Here is a 19,176-nt window from a genome sequence, read left to right on the forward strand (position 1 = left end):
TTTTCAGGATCTGCCCATGCAATTGGACCGTGCCACTGGCTGGTTCCACGGAATCGGAATCACCCACTGCCCCTCGCCGAACTTCAATGCGCGCCCCGAAGGCGAATCGATTTCCCTGCTGGTGATCCACAACATCAGCCTCCCCCCGGCCTGCTTCGGCACGGGCAAGGTGCAGCAATTCTTCCAGAACCGCCTGGCCCCTGATGAACACCCGTATTTTGCCAGCATCAACCACCTGACCGTGTCGGCGCACCTGTTCGTCGAGCGTGACGGCGCGGTGACCCAGTTCGTGTCGTTGCATGACCGTGCCTGGCATGCGGGTGTGTCGAGCTTTGACGGGCGCGAAGGCTGTAACGACTTTTCCATCGGCATCGAACTGGAAGGCACCGACGACCTGCCCTATACCGATGCCCAGTATGCGGTGCTGGAGCAACTCACCCGGCACATTCGCAGTGCCTGGCCGGCCATCGACCTTAACCGCATTCAGGGCCACAGCGACATTGCCCCGCAGCGCAAGACCGACCCCGGCCCGGCCTTCGACTGGCCGCGCTATCGCCAGGCGCTGCAGCACAACGAGGACAAGGCATGAGTTTTCTGGTGTTGTTGCTGGCGCTGTGGGTCGAGAAGTTTTCGGCCCTGCGCCATCAGGTGCAGCGCGACGGGTTCTTTCTTGGTGAACTGGTGCGTCTGGAGCGCAGCGGCAGGGTGCACCCGTGGTGGACGTTGGCCATCCTGGTGTTGGCGCCGGTAGCGCTGCTGGTGTTGCTGCTGCATGTGCTGGAGCCGGTGGCGTATGGTTTGCTGGCGTTGCCGGTGCACCTGCTGGTGCTGATCTACAGCCTGGGCCGCGGCGATGCGAAGGCATCGTTGGGGGCGTTTCGTGATGCCTGGCGGCGAGGGGACGATCAGGCGGCGCTGCACGCAGCCGAGCGTGACCTGGGCCTGGTGGCCGATGAACCCCACAGCCTGCTGGTACGGGTGCAGGGCAATTTGCTGTGGCAGGTGTACCAGGGCTTTTTTGCGGTGATCTTCTGGTATTTCGTACTGGGCCCTGGCGCTGCGCTGGCTTATCGATTGTTGGCGCTGTGTAGTGAGCACAGCAAGCAGCCGGCTTTGAAGGCGCGTGCCGAGCAGTTGCGCCACATCATGGACTGGTTGCCGGTGCGGGCGCTGGCGTTGAGCTTTGCTCTGGTGGGCAACTTCCTCGCGGTGACACGGGTGATGCTGCACGAGGTGCTCAATTGGCACATCAGCGCAGGGCACCTGGTGGCTCGAGTGGGGCGGATTGCCGATGACATTCCCGAAGAAGAGGACAGCCAGCGCGGTTTGGGGCGGCTGGACAGTCTGTGGGAATTGCTGTTGCGCTGTGCTGTGCTGTGGTATGCCGGGTTTGCGCTGTGGACCGTTCTGGTCTGATTCGGGGAATCCCGTTCACCTGCGTTTCACCAGCCAAACAACGTGCAAGCATTGCGGGTGCTGGCCTGTGCCAGCACCTCGACATCCAACCCCATCACTTGTGCCAGCGCCGCGGCAATTTCCGGCAGATGCTCCGGGCTGTTGCGTACCCCCGGGTACATCGCCGGTGCCATGTCCGGTGCATCAGTCTCCAGCACCACACTGTCCAGTGGCAGCCGCGCCAGGGTCTTGCGCAGGCGCAGCGCCTGCGGCCAGGTACCCGCACCGCCCAACCCAAGCAGGAACCCTAGCTTGATGTACTCGCGGGCCTCTTCGTAGCTGCCGGCAAACGCATGAATCACCCCCGCCCGCGCTGGCTTGTAGCGCTTGAGTGTGGCAATCACCTGGGCATGGCTGCGGCGCACGTGCAGCAGGGCCGGTAGTTCGAAGTCGCACGCCATCTGCAGTTGCGCTTCGAACAGTTCCTGCTGGCGGGTCTTGTCAAGGTCTGTGAGGTAATAGTCCAGGCCAAACTCACCCACGGCACATAGCCGCGGGTTGTCGCGCAGGCGCTCCAGCCACTCGCGCAGTTGCACCAGGTGCTCAGGGCGATGCTGGTCGAGGTAGACCGGGTGCAGGCCAAGCGCGGCGAACAGGCGCGGCTCGGTACAGGCCAGCTCCCACACCCGCTGGAAGTTAGCCTGGTACACCCCCAGCACCACCATCCGCTCCAGCCCACGCGCCGTCGCGTTGGCCAGCAGGCGCGGACGGTCGGCGTCGAAGTCGGGGAAGTCCAGATGGGTGTGGGTGTCGATCAGGCGCATGGTCAAGCCGCAGAGATGCGTTGCTTGAAGGTGCGGCCAACAGCGTGCACGCCGGGTTCATAGCGTTTTTCCTCGATGGCGGCCAGTGCAAGTTCAAGCGCGGTGGCGGCAATCTGGCCATGCTGCTGGGCCATGGCATTGACCGGCAGCGGCAGGAAATCGAGCAACTGGTTGTCGCCGAAGGTACCCAGCTGCAGTTGGCGCGAGTCGACCGGGCGCGCCTGGAGGGTGTCGAACACGCCCTGCAACAGCACGTACGAAGTAGTCACCAGAGCATCCGGCAGGCCCCCCAGGTCGTCGATCAGTTGCTGCATCAGGCGTTGGCCGCACTCACGGCTGAACGCTTCGCCCTGATAGCGGCGTACTTCGCCGGTATAGCCTTGCAGGGCTTCGTCGAATCCGCCGGCACGCGCCTGGCTAACCGACAGTTCGGGGCGTGCGCCTATCAGGGCGATGCTGCGAGGGGCCGAGCGGAGCAGGCTGGCCGCCAGCTGGCGGCTGGCATCGCGGTCATCGCTGATCACCGAGCAGAAGTGTGCGGGGTCCAGACGGCGGTCGATGGCAATCACCGGCAGGCCTTTGTCCTGCAGCTCGCGGTAGCTGTCATCTTCTGGCGGCAGGCAACTGGCAACGAACAGCGCATCGCATCGGCGCGCACGGAACAGTTGCTGCAGTTGGCGCTCGCTGTCTGGCTGGTCGTCGCTGCTGGCGATCAGCAGCTGGTAGCCGCGGGCGCGGGCGCCTTGCTCCAGTTGCTTGGCAATGCGGGCGTAGCTGGGGTTCTCCAGATCCGGGAGAATGAAGCCCAGGGTGCGGGTATGCCGGCTGCGCAGCCCAGCAGCCTGCGGGTTGGGGGTGAAGCCGTGAGCTTCGACCACCGCGCGTACCCGCTCGACAGTACTGTTACTGATGCGCTGCTGTTCAGCCTTGCCATTGATGACGTAGCTGGCAGTGGTCACGGACACACCGGCCAGACGGGCGATATCGCTGAGTTTCACCGAATTTTCCTTGTTATTACCGGGACTGGCTGTAAGGCCGGACCGGGTAGTTTGACCCGGTACAGGCATCACGCGCAGACGACCATTGTCGCAATTGTCCGACAGGATGGGGCTTTTTACTGGGCAGATTATCGAGTAACGTGGCCGCCTGGTCAGATTAAACGTTTCAGCTGCCGAATTTTCTGCCTCGGCTGCCACCCGCGCAAGGCTGCTGAACTGGCCCTTTATGTGAATTTCACAACAATACTCCAGTACCCGAACGGGAACTGCAAAAGGAGAAGGTCATGCTCGAGCTCGCCAATGAGCAGATAGCCATGGGCCAGAAGGCCGCCGACAAGGCCGAGGCATTGCGCCTTCTGGCGGATCGGCTGGTTGCGGACGGCCTGGTCGCCGAGGGTTACCTGCAAGGGCTGCAGGCCCGGGAGGCACAAGGCTCCACGTTCCTTGGCCAGGGCATCGCCATTCCCCATGGTACGCCGCAAACACGTGACCTGGTGTATGCCACCGGCGTACGCCTGCTGCAGTTCCCCGAGGGAGTCGACTGGGGTGACGGGCAAATGGTCTACCTGGCCATTGGTATTGCCGCCCGCTCCGACGAACACCTGCGCCTGCTGCAACTGTTGACCCGTGCGCTGGGCGAGACTGACCTGGCCGAAGCCTTGCGCCGGGCCAGCTCTGCCGAAGCGCTGCTCAAGCTGCTGCAGGGCGCGCCCCAGGCGCTGGCGCTGGATGCGCAACTGGTCGGGCTGAACGTGCCGGCAGAAGACTTCGACGAACTGGCGTGGCGCGGCGCTCGCCTGTTGCAACGTGCCGACTGTGTCGACAGTGGCTTTGCCGCCGTGCTGCAGCAGGCCGAGCCGCTGCCGCTGGGTGAGGGCCTGTGGTGGCTGCACAGCGAGCGCCAGGTTCGTCAGCCGGGCCTCGCCTTCATCACCCCGCAGCAGCCGCTGCGTTACCGCGACCAGCCGCTCAACGGTCTGTTCTGCCTGGCCAGCCTTGGTGCTGCTCACGAGGCCCTGCTTGAGCGTCTGTGCGAAGTGCTGATCGAAGGCCGCGGGCAGGTGCTCTACCAGGCCACCAGTAGCCGTGCGGTACTGGAAGTGCTGGGCGGCGAAGTGCCGGCGGACTGGCCTAGCGCACGTGTCGTGCTGGCCAACCCACATGGCTTGCATGCGCGACCGGCCAAGGTGCTTGCACAACTGGCCAAAGGCTTCGAAGGGGAAATCCGTGTGCGCCTGGTCGATAGCGCGCAGCCAGCCGTATCGGTGAAGAGCCTGAGCAAGCTGCTCAGCCTCGGCGCACGTCGTGGTCAGGCACTGGAACTGGTCGCCGAACCGAGCATCGCTGCCGATGCCTTGCCGGTGCTGCTGGCTGCTATCGAACAAGGCCTGGGTGAAGAGGTGGAACCGCTACCGCAGAGCGTCGCGCCCATTGCCGATGACGTTCCTGAGGTACTGCAAGCGCCAGCGGCCGGCAGCCGTATCCAGGGTGTAGGCGCCGCCCCCGGCATTGCCAGCGGCCCGGCGCATGTCTGTGTCGAGCGGGAGTTCGACTATCCCTTGCGGGGTGAGTCGTGCGCGCTGGAGCGGCAGAAACTGCGCGAAGCCTTGGCTACCGTCAATGGCGAATTGCAGGCGTTGGTCCTGCGCAGCGACAAGGCCATTGGCGAAATTTTCGTCACCCACCAGGAAATGCTTGCCGACCCGGCCCTCACCGACGATGTCGAACAACGCCTGGCCCAGGGCGAAAGCGCTGCGGCCGCGTGGATGGCCGTGATCGAAGCTGCGGCCCGTCAGCAAGAGGCCCTGCACGATGCGCTGCTCGCCGAGCGCGCCGCTGACCTGCGCGATATTGGCCGCCGCGTGCTGGCGCAGTTGTGTGGTGTGCAGGCGCAGGCTGAACCTGAGCAACCCTATGTGCTGGTGATGACCGAAGTCGGTCCATCCGACGTCGCCCGCCTGGACCCCAACCGGGTTGCCGGCATTGTCACCGCCCAGGGCGGCGCCACGGCCCACAGTGCCATCGTCGCCCGGGCTTTGGGCATCCCAGCAGTGGTCGGCGCGGGTGCATCGATACTGCTGTTGGAGGGGGGGACGCCGCTGCTGCTCGATGGCCAGCGTGGCGTGGTTAGCGTTGCACCGCCAGCGAATGAGCTGCAGCAGGCGCTGGCCGAGCGCGACCTGCGCGAGCAACGCCTGCAGGCCGCCTGGGCCAACCGCTTCGAGCCGGCCATTACCCGTGATGGGCATGCCGTGGAGGTGTTTGCCAACATCGGCGATAGCAACGGTATCGCCAAGGTGGTGGAGCAGGGCGCCGAAGGTGTAGGCCTGCTGCGCACCGAACTGATTTTCATGGCCCACCCCCAAGCGCCGGATGTGGCTACCCAGGAAGCCGAGTACCGCCGCGTGCTCGATGGCCTCGATGGGCGCCCGCTGGTGGTGCGTACCCTGGACGTTGGCGGCGACAAACCGTTGCCCTACTGGCCGATCGCTACCGAGGAAAATCCCTTCCTCGGCGTGCGCGGCGTGCGCTTGACCCTGCAGCGCCCGCAAGTGATGGAAGACCAGTTGCGCGCGTTGCTGCGGGCCGCCGACCAGCGCCCGTTGCGTATCATGTTCCCCATGGTTGGCCAGGTGCACGAGTGGCGTGAGGCCCGGGCCATGGTGGAGCGCCTGCGTGCAGAAATCCCGGTAGCCGACCTGCAACTGGGCATTATGGTCGAGGTGCCTTCAGCGGCCCTGCTGGCAGCGCAATTGGCGCGCGAAGTGGACTTCTTCAGCATCGGCACCAACGACCTGACTCAATACACCTTGGCCATCGACCGTGGCCATCCCAGCCTGTCGGCACAGGCCGATGGCCTGCACCCGGCGGTATTGAGCCTGATCGACATGACCGTGCGCGCCGCCCATGCCCATGGCAAGTGGGTGGGCGTGTGTGGCGAGCTGGCGGCCGACCCGCAGGCGGTGGCCGTGCTGCTGGGGCTGGACGTTGACGAACTCAGCGTCTCCGCGCGCAGCATTGCCGAAGTCAAGGCACTGGTTCGCCAGGCCGATCATCAGACAGCCCGCGCCCTGGCGCGCGAGGCCCTGCAACAGGACAGCGCCGCAGCCGTTCGCGCGCTGGTGGAGCGTTACTGAATGGCCAAGATCCTCACTCTTACCCTGAACCCTGCGCTGGATATCACCATCGGCCTGGACACTCTGCGTCCAGGGCAGGTCAACCGTAGCCAGGCGCAACACAGTCACGCCGCGGGCAAGGGGCTGAACGTTGCCCAGGTACTGGCCGACCTGGGGCACAGCGTTACCGTGGGCGGTTTCCTCGGGTGCGACAATCTGCAGCCCTTCGAGGCGCTGATCGACCGTCGCGGTTTTACCGACTGCTTTGTCCGTGTGCCGGGCGAAACCCGCAGCAATATCAAGCTGGTCGAGGCCGATGGCCGTGTTACCGACATCAACGGGCAGGGCCCGGAGGTCGACGAGGCGGCACGCAGCGCCCTGCTGCACAGGCTGGAACAGATTGCCCCAGGTCACGATGCCGTGGTGGTGGCTGGTAGCCTGCCGCGTGGAATCAGTGCCGACTGGTTCCGCCAGTTGCTCGAACGGTTGAAGGCCCTAGGCCTGAAGATAGTACTGGACAGCAGTGGTGAAGCCCTGCGTGTCGGCTTGCAGAGTGCGCCCTGGCTGGTCAAGCCCAATACCGAAGAGCTGGGCGAAGTGCTGGGCCTGGCTGTGGATAACCTGGCGCAACAGCGCGCCGCCGCCAAGCGCCTGCTGGCCAGTGGCGTTGAACACGTGGTGGTGTCTGCGGGCGAGCAGGGCGTCAGTTGGTTCAGTCGCCATCTGGCCATGCATGCCCGCCCACCCAAGGTGCGGGTTGCCAGCACGGTGGGGGCGGGGGATTCGCTGGTGGCCGGCATGGTCCACGGCCTGCTGCTGGCCGAGGCGCCTGCGCAGACGTTGACCCGGGCCACTGCCATCGCCGCCCAGGCCGTTACCCAGGTTGGCTTCGGCATCCATGACCGCGAGCACCTGGCGCAGTTGGAAGCGGCCGTGCAACTGACAGAACAACAAGAGGGTTGCCGATGAACATTGCCATAGTCACCGCGTGCCCCAACGGCCAGGTATCGAGTGTACTGAGCGCACGCTTGCTGTCCGCCGCTGCCCAGCGGCGTGGCTGGAGCACCAGCGTCGAAGTGCAGAATACTGAACACCCCGAGCGGCAACTGAGCGCTGCGCAGATCGCCGAGGCTGACTGGGTGCTTGTGGTCAGCACCGGGCCGGTGGACCTGGCCCGCTTCGTTGGCAAGCGCCTGTACCAAAGCACGCCGTCCCAGGCGCTGGCTGATCGCGAAGGCTTTCTCGACGAAGCGGCGGCCAACGCCGAGCTGCTGGCCGCTGTGACAGGCACCCCCGCCGCAGCTGGCAGTGCTGGCGCTCGCATCGTTGCCGTCACTGCGTGCCCGACTGGCGTAGCCCATACTTTCATGGCCGCAGAAGCCTTGCAGCAAGCCGCACAGCAACTGGGCCACCAGCTCACCGTCGAGACCCAGGGCTCGGTCGGTGCGCGCAACCCCTTGTCCGCTGAGGCCATCGCTGCGGCGGACGTGGTGCTGCTGGCCGCCGACATTGAAGTACCCACTGCACGTTTCGCCGGTAAACGTATTTACCGTTGTGGTACCGGCATTGCCCTCAAGCAGGCCCGCGCCACCCTGGACAAAGCCTTGGCGCAAGCGACGGTGGAAAACGGTGCCGACGCTGCAGCGGCGACCACTCCGACCAAGGGCGAGAAAACCGGTGTGTACAAGCACCTGCTTACCGGTGTGTCGTTCATGCTGCCGATGGTGGTGGCCGGCGGCCTGCTGATTGCCCTGTCGTTCGTGTTCGGTATCGAGGCCTACAAAGAGGTGGGTACCTTGCCGGCGGCGTTGATGCAGATTGGCGGTGAAGCGGCCTTCAAACTGATGGTTCCGCTACTGGCGGGCTATATCGCCTGGTCCATCGCCGACCGCCCCGGGCTGGCCCCCGGCATGATTGGCGGCCTGCTGGCCAGTACCTTGGGTGCCGGCTTTATCGGTGGCATTGTCGCCGGTTTCCTCGCCGGTTACAGCGCCAAGGCCATTGCCCGATGGGCGCGCTTGCCTAGCAGCCTGGAAGCGCTCAAGCCGATCCTTATCATTCCGTTGCTGGCCAGTCTGTTCACCGGCCTGGTAATGATTTACGTGATCGGCCAGCCGGTAGCGGCGATGCTTGAAGGCCTGACGCACTTCCTCGACAGCATGGGCACCACCAATGCCATCCTGCTGGGGCTGTTGCTGGGCGGCATGATGTGCGTCGACCTTGGCGGGCCGATCAACAAGGCCGCCTATGCCTTCTCGGTAGGGCTGCTGGCCTCGTCGAGCTACGCGCCAATGGCGGCCACCATGGCCGCCGGCATGGTGCCGCCGATCGGCCTGGGTATCGCCACCTTCCTGGCCCGGCGCAAGTTCGCCCAGAGCGAGCGCGAGGCGGGCAAGGCGGCGCTGGCGCTGGGGCTGTGCTTCATCTCCGAGGGGGCGATTCCGTTTGCCGCCAAGGACCCGTTGCGGGTGATCCCGGCCAGTATCGCCGGGGGGGCGTTGACCGGAGCATTGTCGATGTATTTTGGCTGCAAGCTGATGGCGCCGCATGGCGGCTTGTTCGTGTTGTTGATCCCCAACGCGATCAACCATGCATTGCTGTATTTGCTGGCGATCGTGGCGGGCAGCTTGCTGACGGCGGTGGTGTACGCCGTGATCAAGAAGAGCGAGCGGGTAGAGTTGGCGGTGGCGCCTGCTAAAAGTGTCTGAGCAAACCTCGTCTGTGGGAGCGACCCAAGGCCGCTCCCACAGAGCCCGCGCTGGCCTTTCAGCGCCCATGCTTGTGCCGCAACGGCACCAGTAGATCACCCAGCCCGTTGTGATCGATCTCATGCATCAACGCCAGCAACCCGCCCAGTTCCCCTGCCGGGAAGCCTTTGCGCGCAAACCACGCCAGGTAGTCACCGGGCAGGTCGGCAATGATCCTCCCTTGGTACTTGCCGAACGGCATGCTGCGGGTCACCAGTAGTTCGAGGGTTTCCGGCTTCATCTGCGCGCACCTGGCTGTGGAAAGGCGCCGACCATACTGCAATCTGCACGAAGCCCCAAGCGGCAATCATGCAGAACGCCGTTACCGATCGCCGCCAACCTATCAATAAGTTATTGATTAACAAGAAATTTATTTTTTTTGAGAGCGTGGCACGAACACTGCAATTCTCTAAGGGACTATCACCTGCCAAGGAGTTCGACCATGAGCAACCCCAACAAAGACGTGATCGACGTACTCAACGACCTGATCGAGTACAGCAAGGATGGCGAGAAAGGTTTCAAGGCCTCGGCCGATGATGTGAAGAACCCCGAACTGAAAGCGTTCTTCGTTCAGCGTGCGGGCGACTGCGCCAACGCTGCCAGTGAGCTGCAGGGCGAAGTGCGCCGCCTGGGCGGCGATCCGGAAACCTCTACCAGCATCAGTGGCGACCTGCACCGCGGCTGGGTCAACCTCAAGTCGATGGTCACCGGCAAGGACGAAGAAGCCGTGCTGAACGAGGTGGAGCGAGGCGAGGACCACGCCCTCAAGGCCTACAAGGAAGCCCGCGAAAAGCTGGTGAAACTGGGCCGCACTGCCAGCGACATGACCTACAGCCTGGTGGAAAAGCAGCTGCAAGGCGTGCAGCGCAACCATGACCAGGTCAAGGCCCTGCGCAACGCTGCTCGCGCCCGCTCCTAATCGAGCGGGCCCTCTACCCGATTCCGGCCTTTGGCCTTGGCGCGGTAGAGCGCTTCGTCTGCGGCACCCAGCACCCTGCCAAGGTCGTGCTGGGTGTCGGACAGACCAATACCGATGCTCACGGTCACAGCGTGGGCATCATCTGCAAACGGCGCCAGCGCCTCGACGCTGGCGCGGATGCGTTCAGCCAGTAGCTGGGCCCCGGCCAGGTCGGTTTCTGGCAGCACTACCTGAAACTCCTCCCCACCATAGCGCGCAGCCAGGTCTGCGGGGCGACGAATACAGGCCTCGATGGCCTTGGCCACTTCGCGCAAGGCATGGTCGCCACCGGCATGACCATGGCGCTGGTTGAATGCCTTGAAGTGGTCCACGTCCACCATCAGTATCGCCAGCGGCTTGCGGTTGCGTTGGGCGCGGGCCCATTCCTGGCGCAGCACATGGTCCAGCCTGCGGCGGTTAGCCAGGCCAGTCAGGCTATCGGTGGACGCGAGCATGGCCAGGTTTTCTTCGGCTTCGTGGCGGCGGCGCAGTTCGCGACCAAGCAGCAACGTCAACCACAGAATGCCCACGCACAGACCGCCGGTGGCGACGCTGACCAGAATGGCGGTGCGGCGCCAGGACTGAAACACCTCGTCGGCCGAGTGCACCACCAGTACGATCAGGGGCAATTGCGCGACCCGGGCGAAGGTGAATATGCGCGGCTTGCCGCTGCTGTGGGAGCGGGCGGTGAAGTTACCGCTCTGTTCACTGAGGATGCGTTTGAAATTGGGCCGTTCGGTGTAGTAGGTGCCAATCAGCGGGTCCTGCGCGCGGGAGGGCTGGCGGACGAGCAACTGCCCGTCGGTATTGAACAGGTTGATACTGCTGTCGTTGCCAATGTCCAGGCGCTGGAATAACTCATTGAAGTACGACAGGCGCAGCGCACCCGCTGCCAACCCGGCGAACTCGCCATTGGGGCCGGAGATGCGTCGGCTGAAACTGATACACCAGTCCAGGTCGCCAAGCTTGGCCTTGAAAGGGGGCCCCACCAGCAAGCCGAGGTGGGCATTGTGCTGGTGGGCCTTGAACACCCCGGTGTCGCCGAAGTTGGCCTTGCGCGGCACGCTGCTGGTGGAGTCGCCGACGATATTGCCTTGCTTGTCCAGCCACAGCACGTCACCGCGCTTGCGGTCCACGAAGGCTTCATTGAATAGCAGGCGCTGGCGTATCGGGCCGGGGATTTCCGGCAGTTCCTTACGCCCCACGGCCCAGATCAGGCCTTGCAGTGATTGGTCGTAGAGTTCGACGTTGCGCAGGATGTCGCTTTCGATCAGCTGGACGATGTTGTTCGACGAGCGTACCGCCGACTGCTCGACACTTTCGCGCTCGCGGGCGAGCAGGTAGCTGACGATGGCCACGATGGCGACCACGGCAAGGCAACTGCCCAGGTTGAGGATCAGCTCGGGGTGCGACCTGTAGATTGCGAAACGCGGGGATTGGGTGGGCATGCTCGCTACTGCGTGGGCAGGGCCATTCGCGGCGGCAGTATTCTAGGGAAGCAGGGATTGTTGGACAAGATTTGTCCGACGGAAGCACGGTGTACTGTTCTTTTCGATTTGCCGTGTGCCCCTGTAGGAGCGGGTTTACCCGCGAATATCGGCGAAGCCTTCTTCGCGGGTGAACCCGCACCTACACTGGCAGCAAAAGATCAGAACACGTTCAGTGGGTAATCGACGATTACCCGCACTTCATCGTTGTCGCTGTTGCTGTCGATCGACGCATAACCCTGGCTGCCGCGGTGGGTGGCATAACGCACCAGCACCGACAGGTCCTTGAGGTCACCTTCCTGGAACACGTATTTCACGTCCAGGTCGCGTTCCCAGTGCATGGCGTTCTTGCCATCTTCACGGTAGTAGTCGTAGTGAGAGGTGTCCTGAGTAGCCTTGGTCAGGTCGGCCTCGCCGCGCGAGTACGACAGCGAGGTGGTCAAACCAGGCATGCCGACACCGGCGAAGTCATAGCCGTACTGCAGTTTCCACGAACGCTCGTTCGGCGCGTTGAAGTCCGAGTACATGCGCGAGTTGTCCAGGTACACGCTGTCGCCCAGGTTGATGTAGTCGAATGGCGTGTTGCCGTTCACTCGCTGGTAGGCGGCGGTAACGCTGTGGAAGCCTGCGTTGACGGTGAAGTGCACGCTGTAGGTGTTGTTGTCGATCTTGCCCAGCAGGGCCTGGCCGGTGTCCTGGGTGTGATAGAAGTGCACGCCTGGGTTCAGGCTGACCAGGTCATTGACCACATAGGTGTAGTCGAAGTCAGCGTAATACTGGTTCCAGATGTCCTTCAGCTCGGCGGCGTACAGGTTGACGGTGATGTGCTCGGTACCGCTCCACGACGCGCCGGCCCAGTTCAGGTGCTTGCTCTTGTCGTGTTCGTCCAGTGACCCGTAGTAGGTGTCGATGCGGCGGTGGCCGCTCTGGTTGTACGGGTGGGTGAAGCTGACCTGGCCGCCTTCGAGCAACAGGCCGTCGATGCTGGTGTTGGTCAGGCTTACACCGCGGAAGGTTTGCGGCAGCATGCGCGTTTCGCCGCCGGCGATCACCGGGTTGGTGAGGAACAGGTCACCGGCTTTGAGCTCGGTGTCGAAGGCCTTGAGCTTGACCGCAGCACCGGCAGTGGAGAACGAATGCGGGGCAGCGCCCAGTTCGCCGTCGTCCTTGATGTGTTCGGGCAGGATGCTGGTGCCGGCATGGCCGCCACCGCCATCGAGCTTCAGGCCCAGCATGGCATGAGCATCCAAGCCAAAGCCGACCACACCTGGGGTGTAGCCCGACTCGAAACGCGCTACCGCGCCCTGGCCCCACTCGCGGGTGTCGCGCACGCCGGAGTTGTGGTTGTCGCGGTTGAAGTAGGCATTACGAAAATGCAGGTTGAAGGACGAGCCTTCAATGAAGCCATCAGCCTTGTCTTCATCTGCTTGGGCGGCGAAAGGGATCGTTGCAGTCAACGCAATGAAAAGCGGGGTAAAACGAAACGCGGAAGGCACCGGTACTAGCTCCTTTGGTCTGACGGTGGGGCAGTTTTTATATTTGAATGTGCGTCTTTTTTATAGGTACACGTTACAGCCGGGCTGAGCGTTAAAGCACATAAAAAAAGCCGCTGATCGGCAGCGGCTTTAAAAGGCTAACATATCGGCACCGGAGGTGCCCACGGCGTAGCCAAGGGAAAATAAGAGCAGCGACAGCGCTTGATCAGCTGTCGGCATTGGCATCGACGGTTTCTTTGGAGGCTGTCTGTTTCGCGTCTTTTGCGGTATCTGCCTTGTTTGCGGCTACAGCGTCACGGGCCTCTTGGTGGACAGCCGCGAATGCTGCATTGCGGGTAACGAAAGCCGGGGATTCTTCGGCCATGGCCAGGGGCGACAACAACAGGGAAGACAGGACGAAGACGCTGGCAATACCCATACTGTTGGACATTTGAAACTACCTTCTTGCGGTGCAAGTGCTAATGAGGACAGGGGTAAAGTTAGCCCTTTCAATGCACTCGATACAGAGCGAAGTGCGATAAGCACTGTTGCGCAAAAGGTAACGATCATTGCAGAAATCAATAGGACCTTCGGCGAAAGTCCCGTGTTAGAGCGCCTGCACAGTGCGCCGCCCTGGTCAAAGTGGTCAGGTTAGAAACCGATAAACGCGTAATAAACCGGAGTTTCATGGGTTGTGCGCAAACCGAGTGCCTGCAAGCTTGCCGTCAGCGCTTCATCCTGCACATGCAAGGTCCACTGCGCCCCTTCATTCCCCTGTACCTGCGCCAGCGCCGCAGCAAACGCACCCATATCCGGCAAGTAGGCGGTAAAACCGTTACCCTTGAGCGCACTGGTCGTCATGCCCAACGCCTGGCACACCGCCACCTTGGCGGCAATGTCATCGCGGTCGGCCTGGCGCGAAGCCTGTACCAGCGCCTGCAGTTCCACGTCGACCAGCTGCGCGCCATGAATCAGATCCGGCCCCTGTTGCCAGGCCTCAGGCGGGCAGTCCTTGCTGTCTGGCCGCAGTGGGATATGCGGGTTGATTTCTACCGGATAGATGCGGCAGACCAGCGGGCGCTGTTCATAGATGGTGCAGAGGTCGTTGGCGTCCAGGTTACGGCAACGTCCAGGGTTGAATGCAGCAAAGGTGACCGAGACGCGTGCCTCGCCCTCGCCGCAATGCACTGGATGGGAGCGTCGCAGCACATGGTCACGCTGCTCCGGCGGCATGCCGGGGCCGTCCATGACGAAGGCCTCGATCAGTACCACCACCTGGCCGGCATCGTCCGCCCAACGGCGCGCTTCGGCCAGGGTCAAGGGCACGTGGTGGCCGGTGCAGCATTTGCCGCAGCCGGTACAGCCGAAACGTAAGCGGTCGGTCACTTGGCTTCCGGGCTCCATTCACTGACGAAAGCACGCTGGTGCTGGCGGTCGTACAGGCACAGTTCGGTGCCGGTGCGCTGCTGCATGTGCTTCTGTGGGTAGACGCCTTCGATCAGCAGGGCACTCATGCCTACCTGGTCATCAAACTCGGCGGGCTTACCGCGGGCATGGGCGTCCTTGAACTGGCTGGCGGACAGGCAAGCCTTGAGCATCTGCTGACGCTGCTCGTTCCAGGCCTGGCTACTGGAGGCCTGGGCAATACCGCTGAAGAGGGCGCAGCTGATCAAGATAGGGCTGAGAAGCTTCATACGCGATTCCGGCAATTTTCTTGCGAGGGGCGCGAATTATGCCCGAGTCACCCCCGGCGGCAAGCCGGGGAGTTTGTCGCTGAATATATCAGTGCTCGGCGAACACCACGGTACGCGCAGCCACCACCAGACAATCGGTCAGCTCTGGCGAGGAGAACTTGGTAAGGATGGCATTGGCCCCGGCCTGGGTCGCTTTCTCACTGCTCATGGCACTGTCCAGCGAGGTGTGCAGCAGTATGTACAGGTGCTGGAAGTCAGGGGTTTCACGCAGCGTGCGGGTGAAGGCGTAGCCGTCCATTTCGCTCATTTCGATGTCGGAGACAATGATGTTGATCTCCTGCGCGGTGCCTTGCAGTTCCAGCAGCACGTTGATGGCGTCCTTGGCGCTGCGCGCGGTGTGGCATTCGATACCGAGGTTGCGCAGGGTGTGCACCGACTGCTGCAGGGCCACCTGGCTGTCGTCCACCACCAGAATGTTGGCCGCGGCCAGCAGGCTGGCGTCTTCTTCGTTCAAGGTGCCATGCGCTGGCTCGGCGACAGGCGGGGCGATGGCGTGTATGACTTTTTCGATGTCCAGCACCTGCACCAGGGTGTTGTCCACGCGCGTCACACCGGTGATGAACGAGCGGGTGCCCGAGGCGTAGGGTGGCGGTTTGATGTCGGTACTCAGGCAATGCACGATGCGGCTGACTGCCTGTACATGCAGGCCTTGGCGCGAGCGGCTGATCTCTGTAACGATCAGGCAGCCACCCTGCGGGTCGACCAGTGGCTGTTCGCCAATGGCGCGGGACAGGTCAATGACCGACAGTGAGTGGCCGCGCAGGGTTGCCACACCTTTTACGTGGGGGTGCGACTCGGGCAGCTTGGTCAGCGGCGGGCAGGGGATGATCTCGCTGACCTTGAGCAGGTTGATTGCCATCAGCTTGCCGCTGCGCAGGGTGAACAGCAGCAGGGATAGCGAATCCGCGCGGGCATTTTGCGTGGCCATGGTGACCTTCGGTGGGGAGCAGGGGATAACCGGTTATCGGCCTGTTTTGGTCGGGCTTTAGGACGGTTACTGGTCAATCGCTCAGGCTTTCTCATGACCCCTGGAGCAGCACAAGGCTGCCCCTGCTATGGCCTATGACGACCACTGTTCGCGCAACGCCTTCAGAAAGGCCTCAGCGAATCCCTAGCCTGCGGGCCAAACGGCTCAGGTTTGCGCGGTCCAGACCGAGGTCGCGCGCCGCTGCTGCCCAGTTGTCCTGGTGCCGCTGCAGGCAGGCTTCGATCACCTGTCGCTGGTAAATATCAACGGCTTCACGCAAGCCGCCTTCAGGCGGGGTGACCACTTGCAGCGGTGCAGCGGGGGAGGGCAGCGTGCCTGGCCACGCTGGCGACACACGCAGGTCCAGGTCGATCGCTTCGAGGGTGAGGATACGCGGCCGATGAGGGTGCTGGCCCAACGCCTTGAGTGCCGAGCGGCCGATCAGGTGTTCCAGTTCGCGCACGTTGCCTGGCCAGTCGTAGGCGATCAGCGCGGCTTGGGCCTCATGGCTCAGGCGCAAGCTGTTCAGGCCCAGCCGTGAACGGTTCTGTTCGAGGAAGTAGCCCGCCAATAGCAGCACGTCTCGCCCACGCTCGCGCAACGGCGGCACGTGCAGCGGGTATACGCTAAGGCGGTGGTAGAAGTCGGCGCGAAAGTTGCCCATGCGCACCTCGGCAGCGAGGTCGCGGTTGGTGGCGGCGATCAGGCGCACGTCCACCCGGTGCTCGCGGTCCGAACCCAGGCGCTGCAGCTGGCCGCTTTGCAGCACGCGTAACAGTTTCGCCTGCACCGTCAGTGGCAGTTCGCCCACTTCGTCGAGGAACAGCGTACCGCCGTTGGCCAGCTCGAATTTGCCGCGGCGCTCGCCATGCGCGCCGGTGAAGGCGCCGCGCACATGGCCGAACAGTTCGCTTTCCACCAAGGTGTCGGGCAGCGCGGCGCAGTTGAGGCTGACCAGCGGCTTGTCGGCACGGTTACTGGCCTGGTGCAGGGCCTGGGCCACCAGCTCCTTGCCAACTCCGGTTTCGCCGGTGATCAGCACGGTCAGGTCGCTGCTGCCGACCAGACGAATTTCCTCCACCAGGCGTTTGTGCGCGGGGCTCTGGCCAATCAGCTCTCTATCCTGGCCGCTGGCCTGGCGGTAGAGCTCGGCGCGATGGTGTTCGTCTTCGGCGCGCAGGGCCAGGTGTTCGATACGCTCGGCCACGGTGACGGTAGCGGCAGCCAGACTGGCAAAGGCCTGCAGGGCATCCAGCTCCAGGCTCTGAAACTGCCCGGGGGTGAGGGCGTCGAGGGTGACCAGGCCCCATGGGCGCTCATCGACCATCAACGGGCAGCCCATGCAGTCGTGCACTTCAAGGTCGGCATCGGGGGCATTGACCAAACCATCGTAGGGGTCGGGCAGTTCGGAATCGCTGGCGAAACGGGTGGGTTCCGGGCGGCTGAGCAGTATCTGGAAACGCGGGTGCTCGCTGACCCGAAAGCGCCGGCCGAGGGTGTCGGGGCTAAGGCCATCCACTGCCAGCGGCACCAGCCATTCACCATCCAGTCGCAGCAGTGCTGCAGCATCGCACGGCAGCAGGCCACGCATGGCTTGCAACAGACGGCGGTAGCGTTCCTGGTCGGGCAAATCGCGGGACAGGTCGCTGACCAGAGGCAGCAGGGTGGTGAGCAGTGGCTTTGTAGTCATATGGACTCCTATGGGTCGATATGACTATACGCAAGGGCGTGTCTTTTTGACATGACCTGCATCAACCCCCTGATTTTACTGGCGATAAAAGTTGGCACGATTGCTGTAATGGCAGGGGCAGTCATTTGAAGCCACAGGCTCAGGAGTTGTTGCAATGCTCAATGCCGAACAACGTGCAATCATCAAGGCCACTGTACCGCTGCTGGAAAGCGGCGGCGAAGCGCTGACCACCCACTTCTACAAGATGATGCTCAGCGAGTACCCTGAGGTACGGCCGCTGTTCAACCAGGCCCACCAGGCCAGTGGCGATCAGCCGCGTGCGCTGGCTAACGGCGTGTTGATGTATGCCCGCCATATCGACCAGCTGGAGCAACTGGGCGGCCTGGTCGGGCAGATCATCAACAAGCATGTTGCCCTGCAGATTCTGCCGCAGCACTACCCGATTGTCGGAAGCTGCCTGCTGCGCGCCATCGAGGAAGTGCTGGGCAAGGACATTGCCACCCCTGCGGTAATCGACGCCTGGGGCGCGGCCTATGGTCAGCTGGCCGACATTCTGATTGGCGCTGAAGAAAACCTCTATAAAGAGAAGGAAGAGGCCGAGGGTGGCTGGCGCGGTACCCGTGAATTCCGCCTGGTACGCCGCGAGCAGGAAAGCAGCGAGATCGTTTCGTTCTACTTCGCCCCGGTGGATGGCATGCCGGTGCTCAAGGCAGAACCTGGCCAGTACATCGGTCTGAAACTGGACATTGACGGTGCCGAGCAGCGCCGCAATTATTCCCTGTCGGCGCTGTGCGACGGCAAGGAATACCGCATTAGCGTCAAGCGCGAGGGGGGCGGCAAGGTCTCCAACTACCTGCACGATGAGCTGATGGTGGGCGATACCCTGCAACTGTTCCCGCCTGCGGGGGACTTCACCCTGGCAGCCAGCGACAAGCCGCTGGTGCTGATCAGCGGAGGGGTGGGCATTACCCCGACCCTGGCGATGCTGCAGGCAGCACTGCAAACCCGGCGCGAGGTGCATTTCATCCACTGTGCGCGTAACGGCGCGGTGCATGCCTTCCGGGACTGGATCGATGGCCTGGCGGCGCGTCATCCACAGCTCAAGCGCTTCTACTGCTATGCCGAGCCGGAAGGTGGCGCTGTGGCCGATGCCGTGGGTTTGCTCAGTGAAGACCTGCTTGCCGAGTGGCTGCCGCAGGAGCGTGACGTGGACGCCTACTTCCTCGGGCCCAAGGGCTTCATGGCGGCGGTCAAGCGCCAGCTGAAGGGCCTGGGTGTGCCCGAGCAGCAGAGCCGCTACGAGTTCTTCGGGCCGGCGGCAGCGCTGGAGTGATGTAGCGCCTGTGCCGGCCGCTTCGCGGGCAAGCCCGCTCCCACAGGCATTGCACCGGTCTTGAATGTGGTGCCGTAACTGTAGGAGCGGGTTTACCCGCGAAGGGGCCGGTACAGGCTTATAAGTACTCGTCCCCCGCTGCAGCACACCTTTCTGCTTATATATAAAGGAAAGATGAAACCGGGCGCTGCGTTTTCATCCTTAATCATCCTTTAATCACGGTATCCTTCACTCCCGGGTGTCGAGGGGCTTGCCCCTGCGCGGCACCTGGGCAGCCGTTTTTTTGCCGCCCGCCGTTGAACCGACGCCGTTACGGCCGGTCTCAGCCACACTGGATAGCCCTGCGCAGTGCTTGCGCGACGCTCCCTCGGCATGCTCACAGGCCATGCCCAGCGTGTAGACTTGCGCCCAGGCAGGCGGACCACGCTGCCA

Annotated in this window: 17 protein-coding genes; 7 read left to right on the top strand and 10 right to left on the bottom strand. The window is 63.2% G+C overall.

Annotated elements, in window-relative coordinates:
• Positions 1 to 16 precede the first annotated feature (16 nt).
• Together ampD and ampE are read left to right on the top strand one after the other, a co-directional pair.
• On the top strand, positions 17 to 589 hold the full coding sequence (gene ampD / locus LVS58_RS20965) for a 1,6-anhydro-N-acetylmuramyl-L-alanine amidase AmpD (RefSeq protein ID WP_004575862.1): 573 nt from the start codon (positions 17 to 19) through the stop codon (positions 587 to 589).
• The gene (ampE, locus tag LVS58_RS20970) at positions 586 to 1,416 is read left to right on the top strand and encodes a regulatory signaling modulator protein AmpE (RefSeq protein ID WP_233692649.1); all 831 of its coding nucleotides are present in this window, start codon (positions 586 to 588) and stop codon (positions 1,414 to 1,416) included. Before ampD ends, ampE begins: the two co-directional genes overlap by 4 nt.
• Positions 1,417 to 1,442: 26 nt before the next feature.
• On the opposite strand, the gene LVS58_RS20975 is transcribed toward ampE, so the two are convergent.
• Positions 1,443 to 2,219, bottom strand: a complete 777-nt coding sequence (locus tag LVS58_RS20975) for a TatD family hydrolase (protein WP_233692650.1) — start codon at positions 2,217 to 2,219, stop codon at positions 1,443 to 1,445.
• A gap of 2 nt (positions 2,220 to 2,221) precedes the next feature.
• Positions 2,222 to 3,217 carry a catabolite repressor/activator gene (gene cra, locus LVS58_RS20980; RefSeq protein ID WP_233692651.1) on the bottom strand — a complete coding sequence of 332 codons (996 nt, stop codon included), beginning with the start codon at positions 3,215 to 3,217 and terminating at the stop codon, positions 2,222 to 2,224.
• A 284-nt stretch (positions 3,218 to 3,501) separates the two neighbouring features.
• Here cra and ptsP point away from each other — a divergent pair, with 284 nt between their 5' ends.
• The 3 genes from ptsP to LVS58_RS20995 are packed head-to-tail and all read left to right on the top strand — an operon-like array spanning position 3,502 to position 9,041.
• Complete coding sequence (gene ptsP / locus LVS58_RS20985; RefSeq protein ID WP_233692652.1) at positions 3,502 to 6,354, top strand: phosphoenolpyruvate--protein phosphotransferase; 2,853 nt, start codon at positions 3,502 to 3,504, stop codon at positions 6,352 to 6,354.
• Positions 6,355 to 7,302 carry a 1-phosphofructokinase gene (pfkB, locus tag LVS58_RS20990; RefSeq protein ID WP_233692653.1) on the top strand — a complete coding sequence of 316 codons (948 nt, stop codon included), beginning with the start codon at positions 6,355 to 6,357 and terminating at the stop codon, positions 7,300 to 7,302.
• Complete coding sequence (locus LVS58_RS20995) at positions 7,299 to 9,041, top strand: PTS fructose-like transporter subunit IIB (RefSeq protein ID WP_233692654.1); 1,743 nt, start codon at positions 7,299 to 7,301, stop codon at positions 9,039 to 9,041. Before pfkB ends, LVS58_RS20995 begins: the two co-directional genes overlap by 4 nt.
• Positions 9,042 to 9,099: 58 nt before the next feature.
• Here LVS58_RS20995 and LVS58_RS21000 read toward each other — a convergent pair whose 3' ends face one another.
• Complete coding sequence (locus tag LVS58_RS21000; protein WP_233692655.1) at positions 9,100 to 9,321, bottom strand: DUF3820 family protein; 222 nt, start codon at positions 9,319 to 9,321, stop codon at positions 9,100 to 9,102.
• 201 nt (positions 9,322 to 9,522) lie between these two features.
• Here LVS58_RS21000 and LVS58_RS21005 point away from each other — a divergent pair, with 201 nt between their 5' ends.
• The gene (locus tag LVS58_RS21005) at positions 9,523 to 9,999 is read left to right on the top strand and encodes a ferritin-like domain-containing protein (RefSeq protein ID WP_233692656.1); all 477 of its coding nucleotides are present in this window, start codon (positions 9,523 to 9,525) and stop codon (positions 9,997 to 9,999) included.
• Here LVS58_RS21005 and LVS58_RS21010 read toward each other — a convergent pair.
• The 7 genes from LVS58_RS21010 to norR all read right to left on the bottom strand — a co-directional run bounded on the left by LVS58_RS21010 (position 9,996) and on the right by norR (position 17,411).
• Complete coding sequence (locus tag LVS58_RS21010; protein ID WP_233692657.1) at positions 9,996 to 11,486, bottom strand: sensor domain-containing diguanylate cyclase; 1,491 nt, start codon at positions 11,484 to 11,486, stop codon at positions 9,996 to 9,998. The two genes, LVS58_RS21005 and LVS58_RS21010, sit on opposite strands and share 4 nt — an antisense overlap.
• Positions 11,487 to 11,686: 200 nt before the next feature.
• Complete coding sequence (locus LVS58_RS21015) at positions 11,687 to 13,021, bottom strand: OprD family porin (RefSeq protein ID WP_233692658.1); 1,335 nt, start codon at positions 13,019 to 13,021, stop codon at positions 11,687 to 11,689.
• 205 nt (positions 13,022 to 13,226) lie between these two features.
• Complete coding sequence (locus LVS58_RS21020; RefSeq protein WP_233692659.1) at positions 13,227 to 13,451, bottom strand: hypothetical protein; 225 nt, start codon at positions 13,449 to 13,451, stop codon at positions 13,227 to 13,229.
• Positions 13,452 to 13,651: 200 nt separating this feature from the next.
• Positions 13,652 to 14,386, bottom strand: coding sequence for a YkgJ family cysteine cluster protein (locus tag LVS58_RS21025; RefSeq protein WP_233692660.1), 735 nt, complete (start codon positions 14,384 to 14,386; stop codon positions 13,652 to 13,654).
• Positions 14,383 to 14,694, bottom strand: a complete 312-nt coding sequence (locus tag LVS58_RS21030; protein WP_233692661.1) for a hypothetical protein — start codon at positions 14,692 to 14,694, stop codon at positions 14,383 to 14,385. The genes LVS58_RS21025 and LVS58_RS21030 overlap by 4 nt, the downstream gene beginning before the upstream one ends.
• 88 nt (positions 14,695 to 14,782) lie before the next feature.
• Positions 14,783 to 15,682, bottom strand: a complete 900-nt coding sequence (locus tag LVS58_RS21035) for a chemotaxis protein (protein ID WP_233692662.1) — start codon at positions 15,680 to 15,682, stop codon at positions 14,783 to 14,785.
• A gap of 172 nt (positions 15,683 to 15,854) precedes the next feature.
• Entirely contained in the window at positions 15,855 to 17,411 is a 1,557-nt protein-coding gene (gene norR / locus LVS58_RS21040) for a nitric oxide reductase transcriptional regulator NorR (protein ID WP_233692663.1), read from the bottom strand.
• Between the two features lie 154 nt (positions 17,412 to 17,565).
• Here norR and hmpA point away from each other — a divergent pair, with 154 nt between their 5' ends.
• Positions 17,566 to 18,744, top strand: coding sequence for an NO-inducible flavohemoprotein (gene hmpA, locus LVS58_RS21045; protein WP_233692664.1), 1,179 nt, complete (start codon positions 17,566 to 17,568; stop codon positions 18,742 to 18,744).
• Positions 18,745 to 19,176 lie beyond the last annotated feature (432 nt).

The organism is Pseudomonas sp. JR33AA (assembly GCF_021378985.1).
Lineage (GTDB): Bacteria > Pseudomonadota > Gammaproteobacteria > Pseudomonadales > Pseudomonadaceae > Aquipseudomonas > Aquipseudomonas alloputida.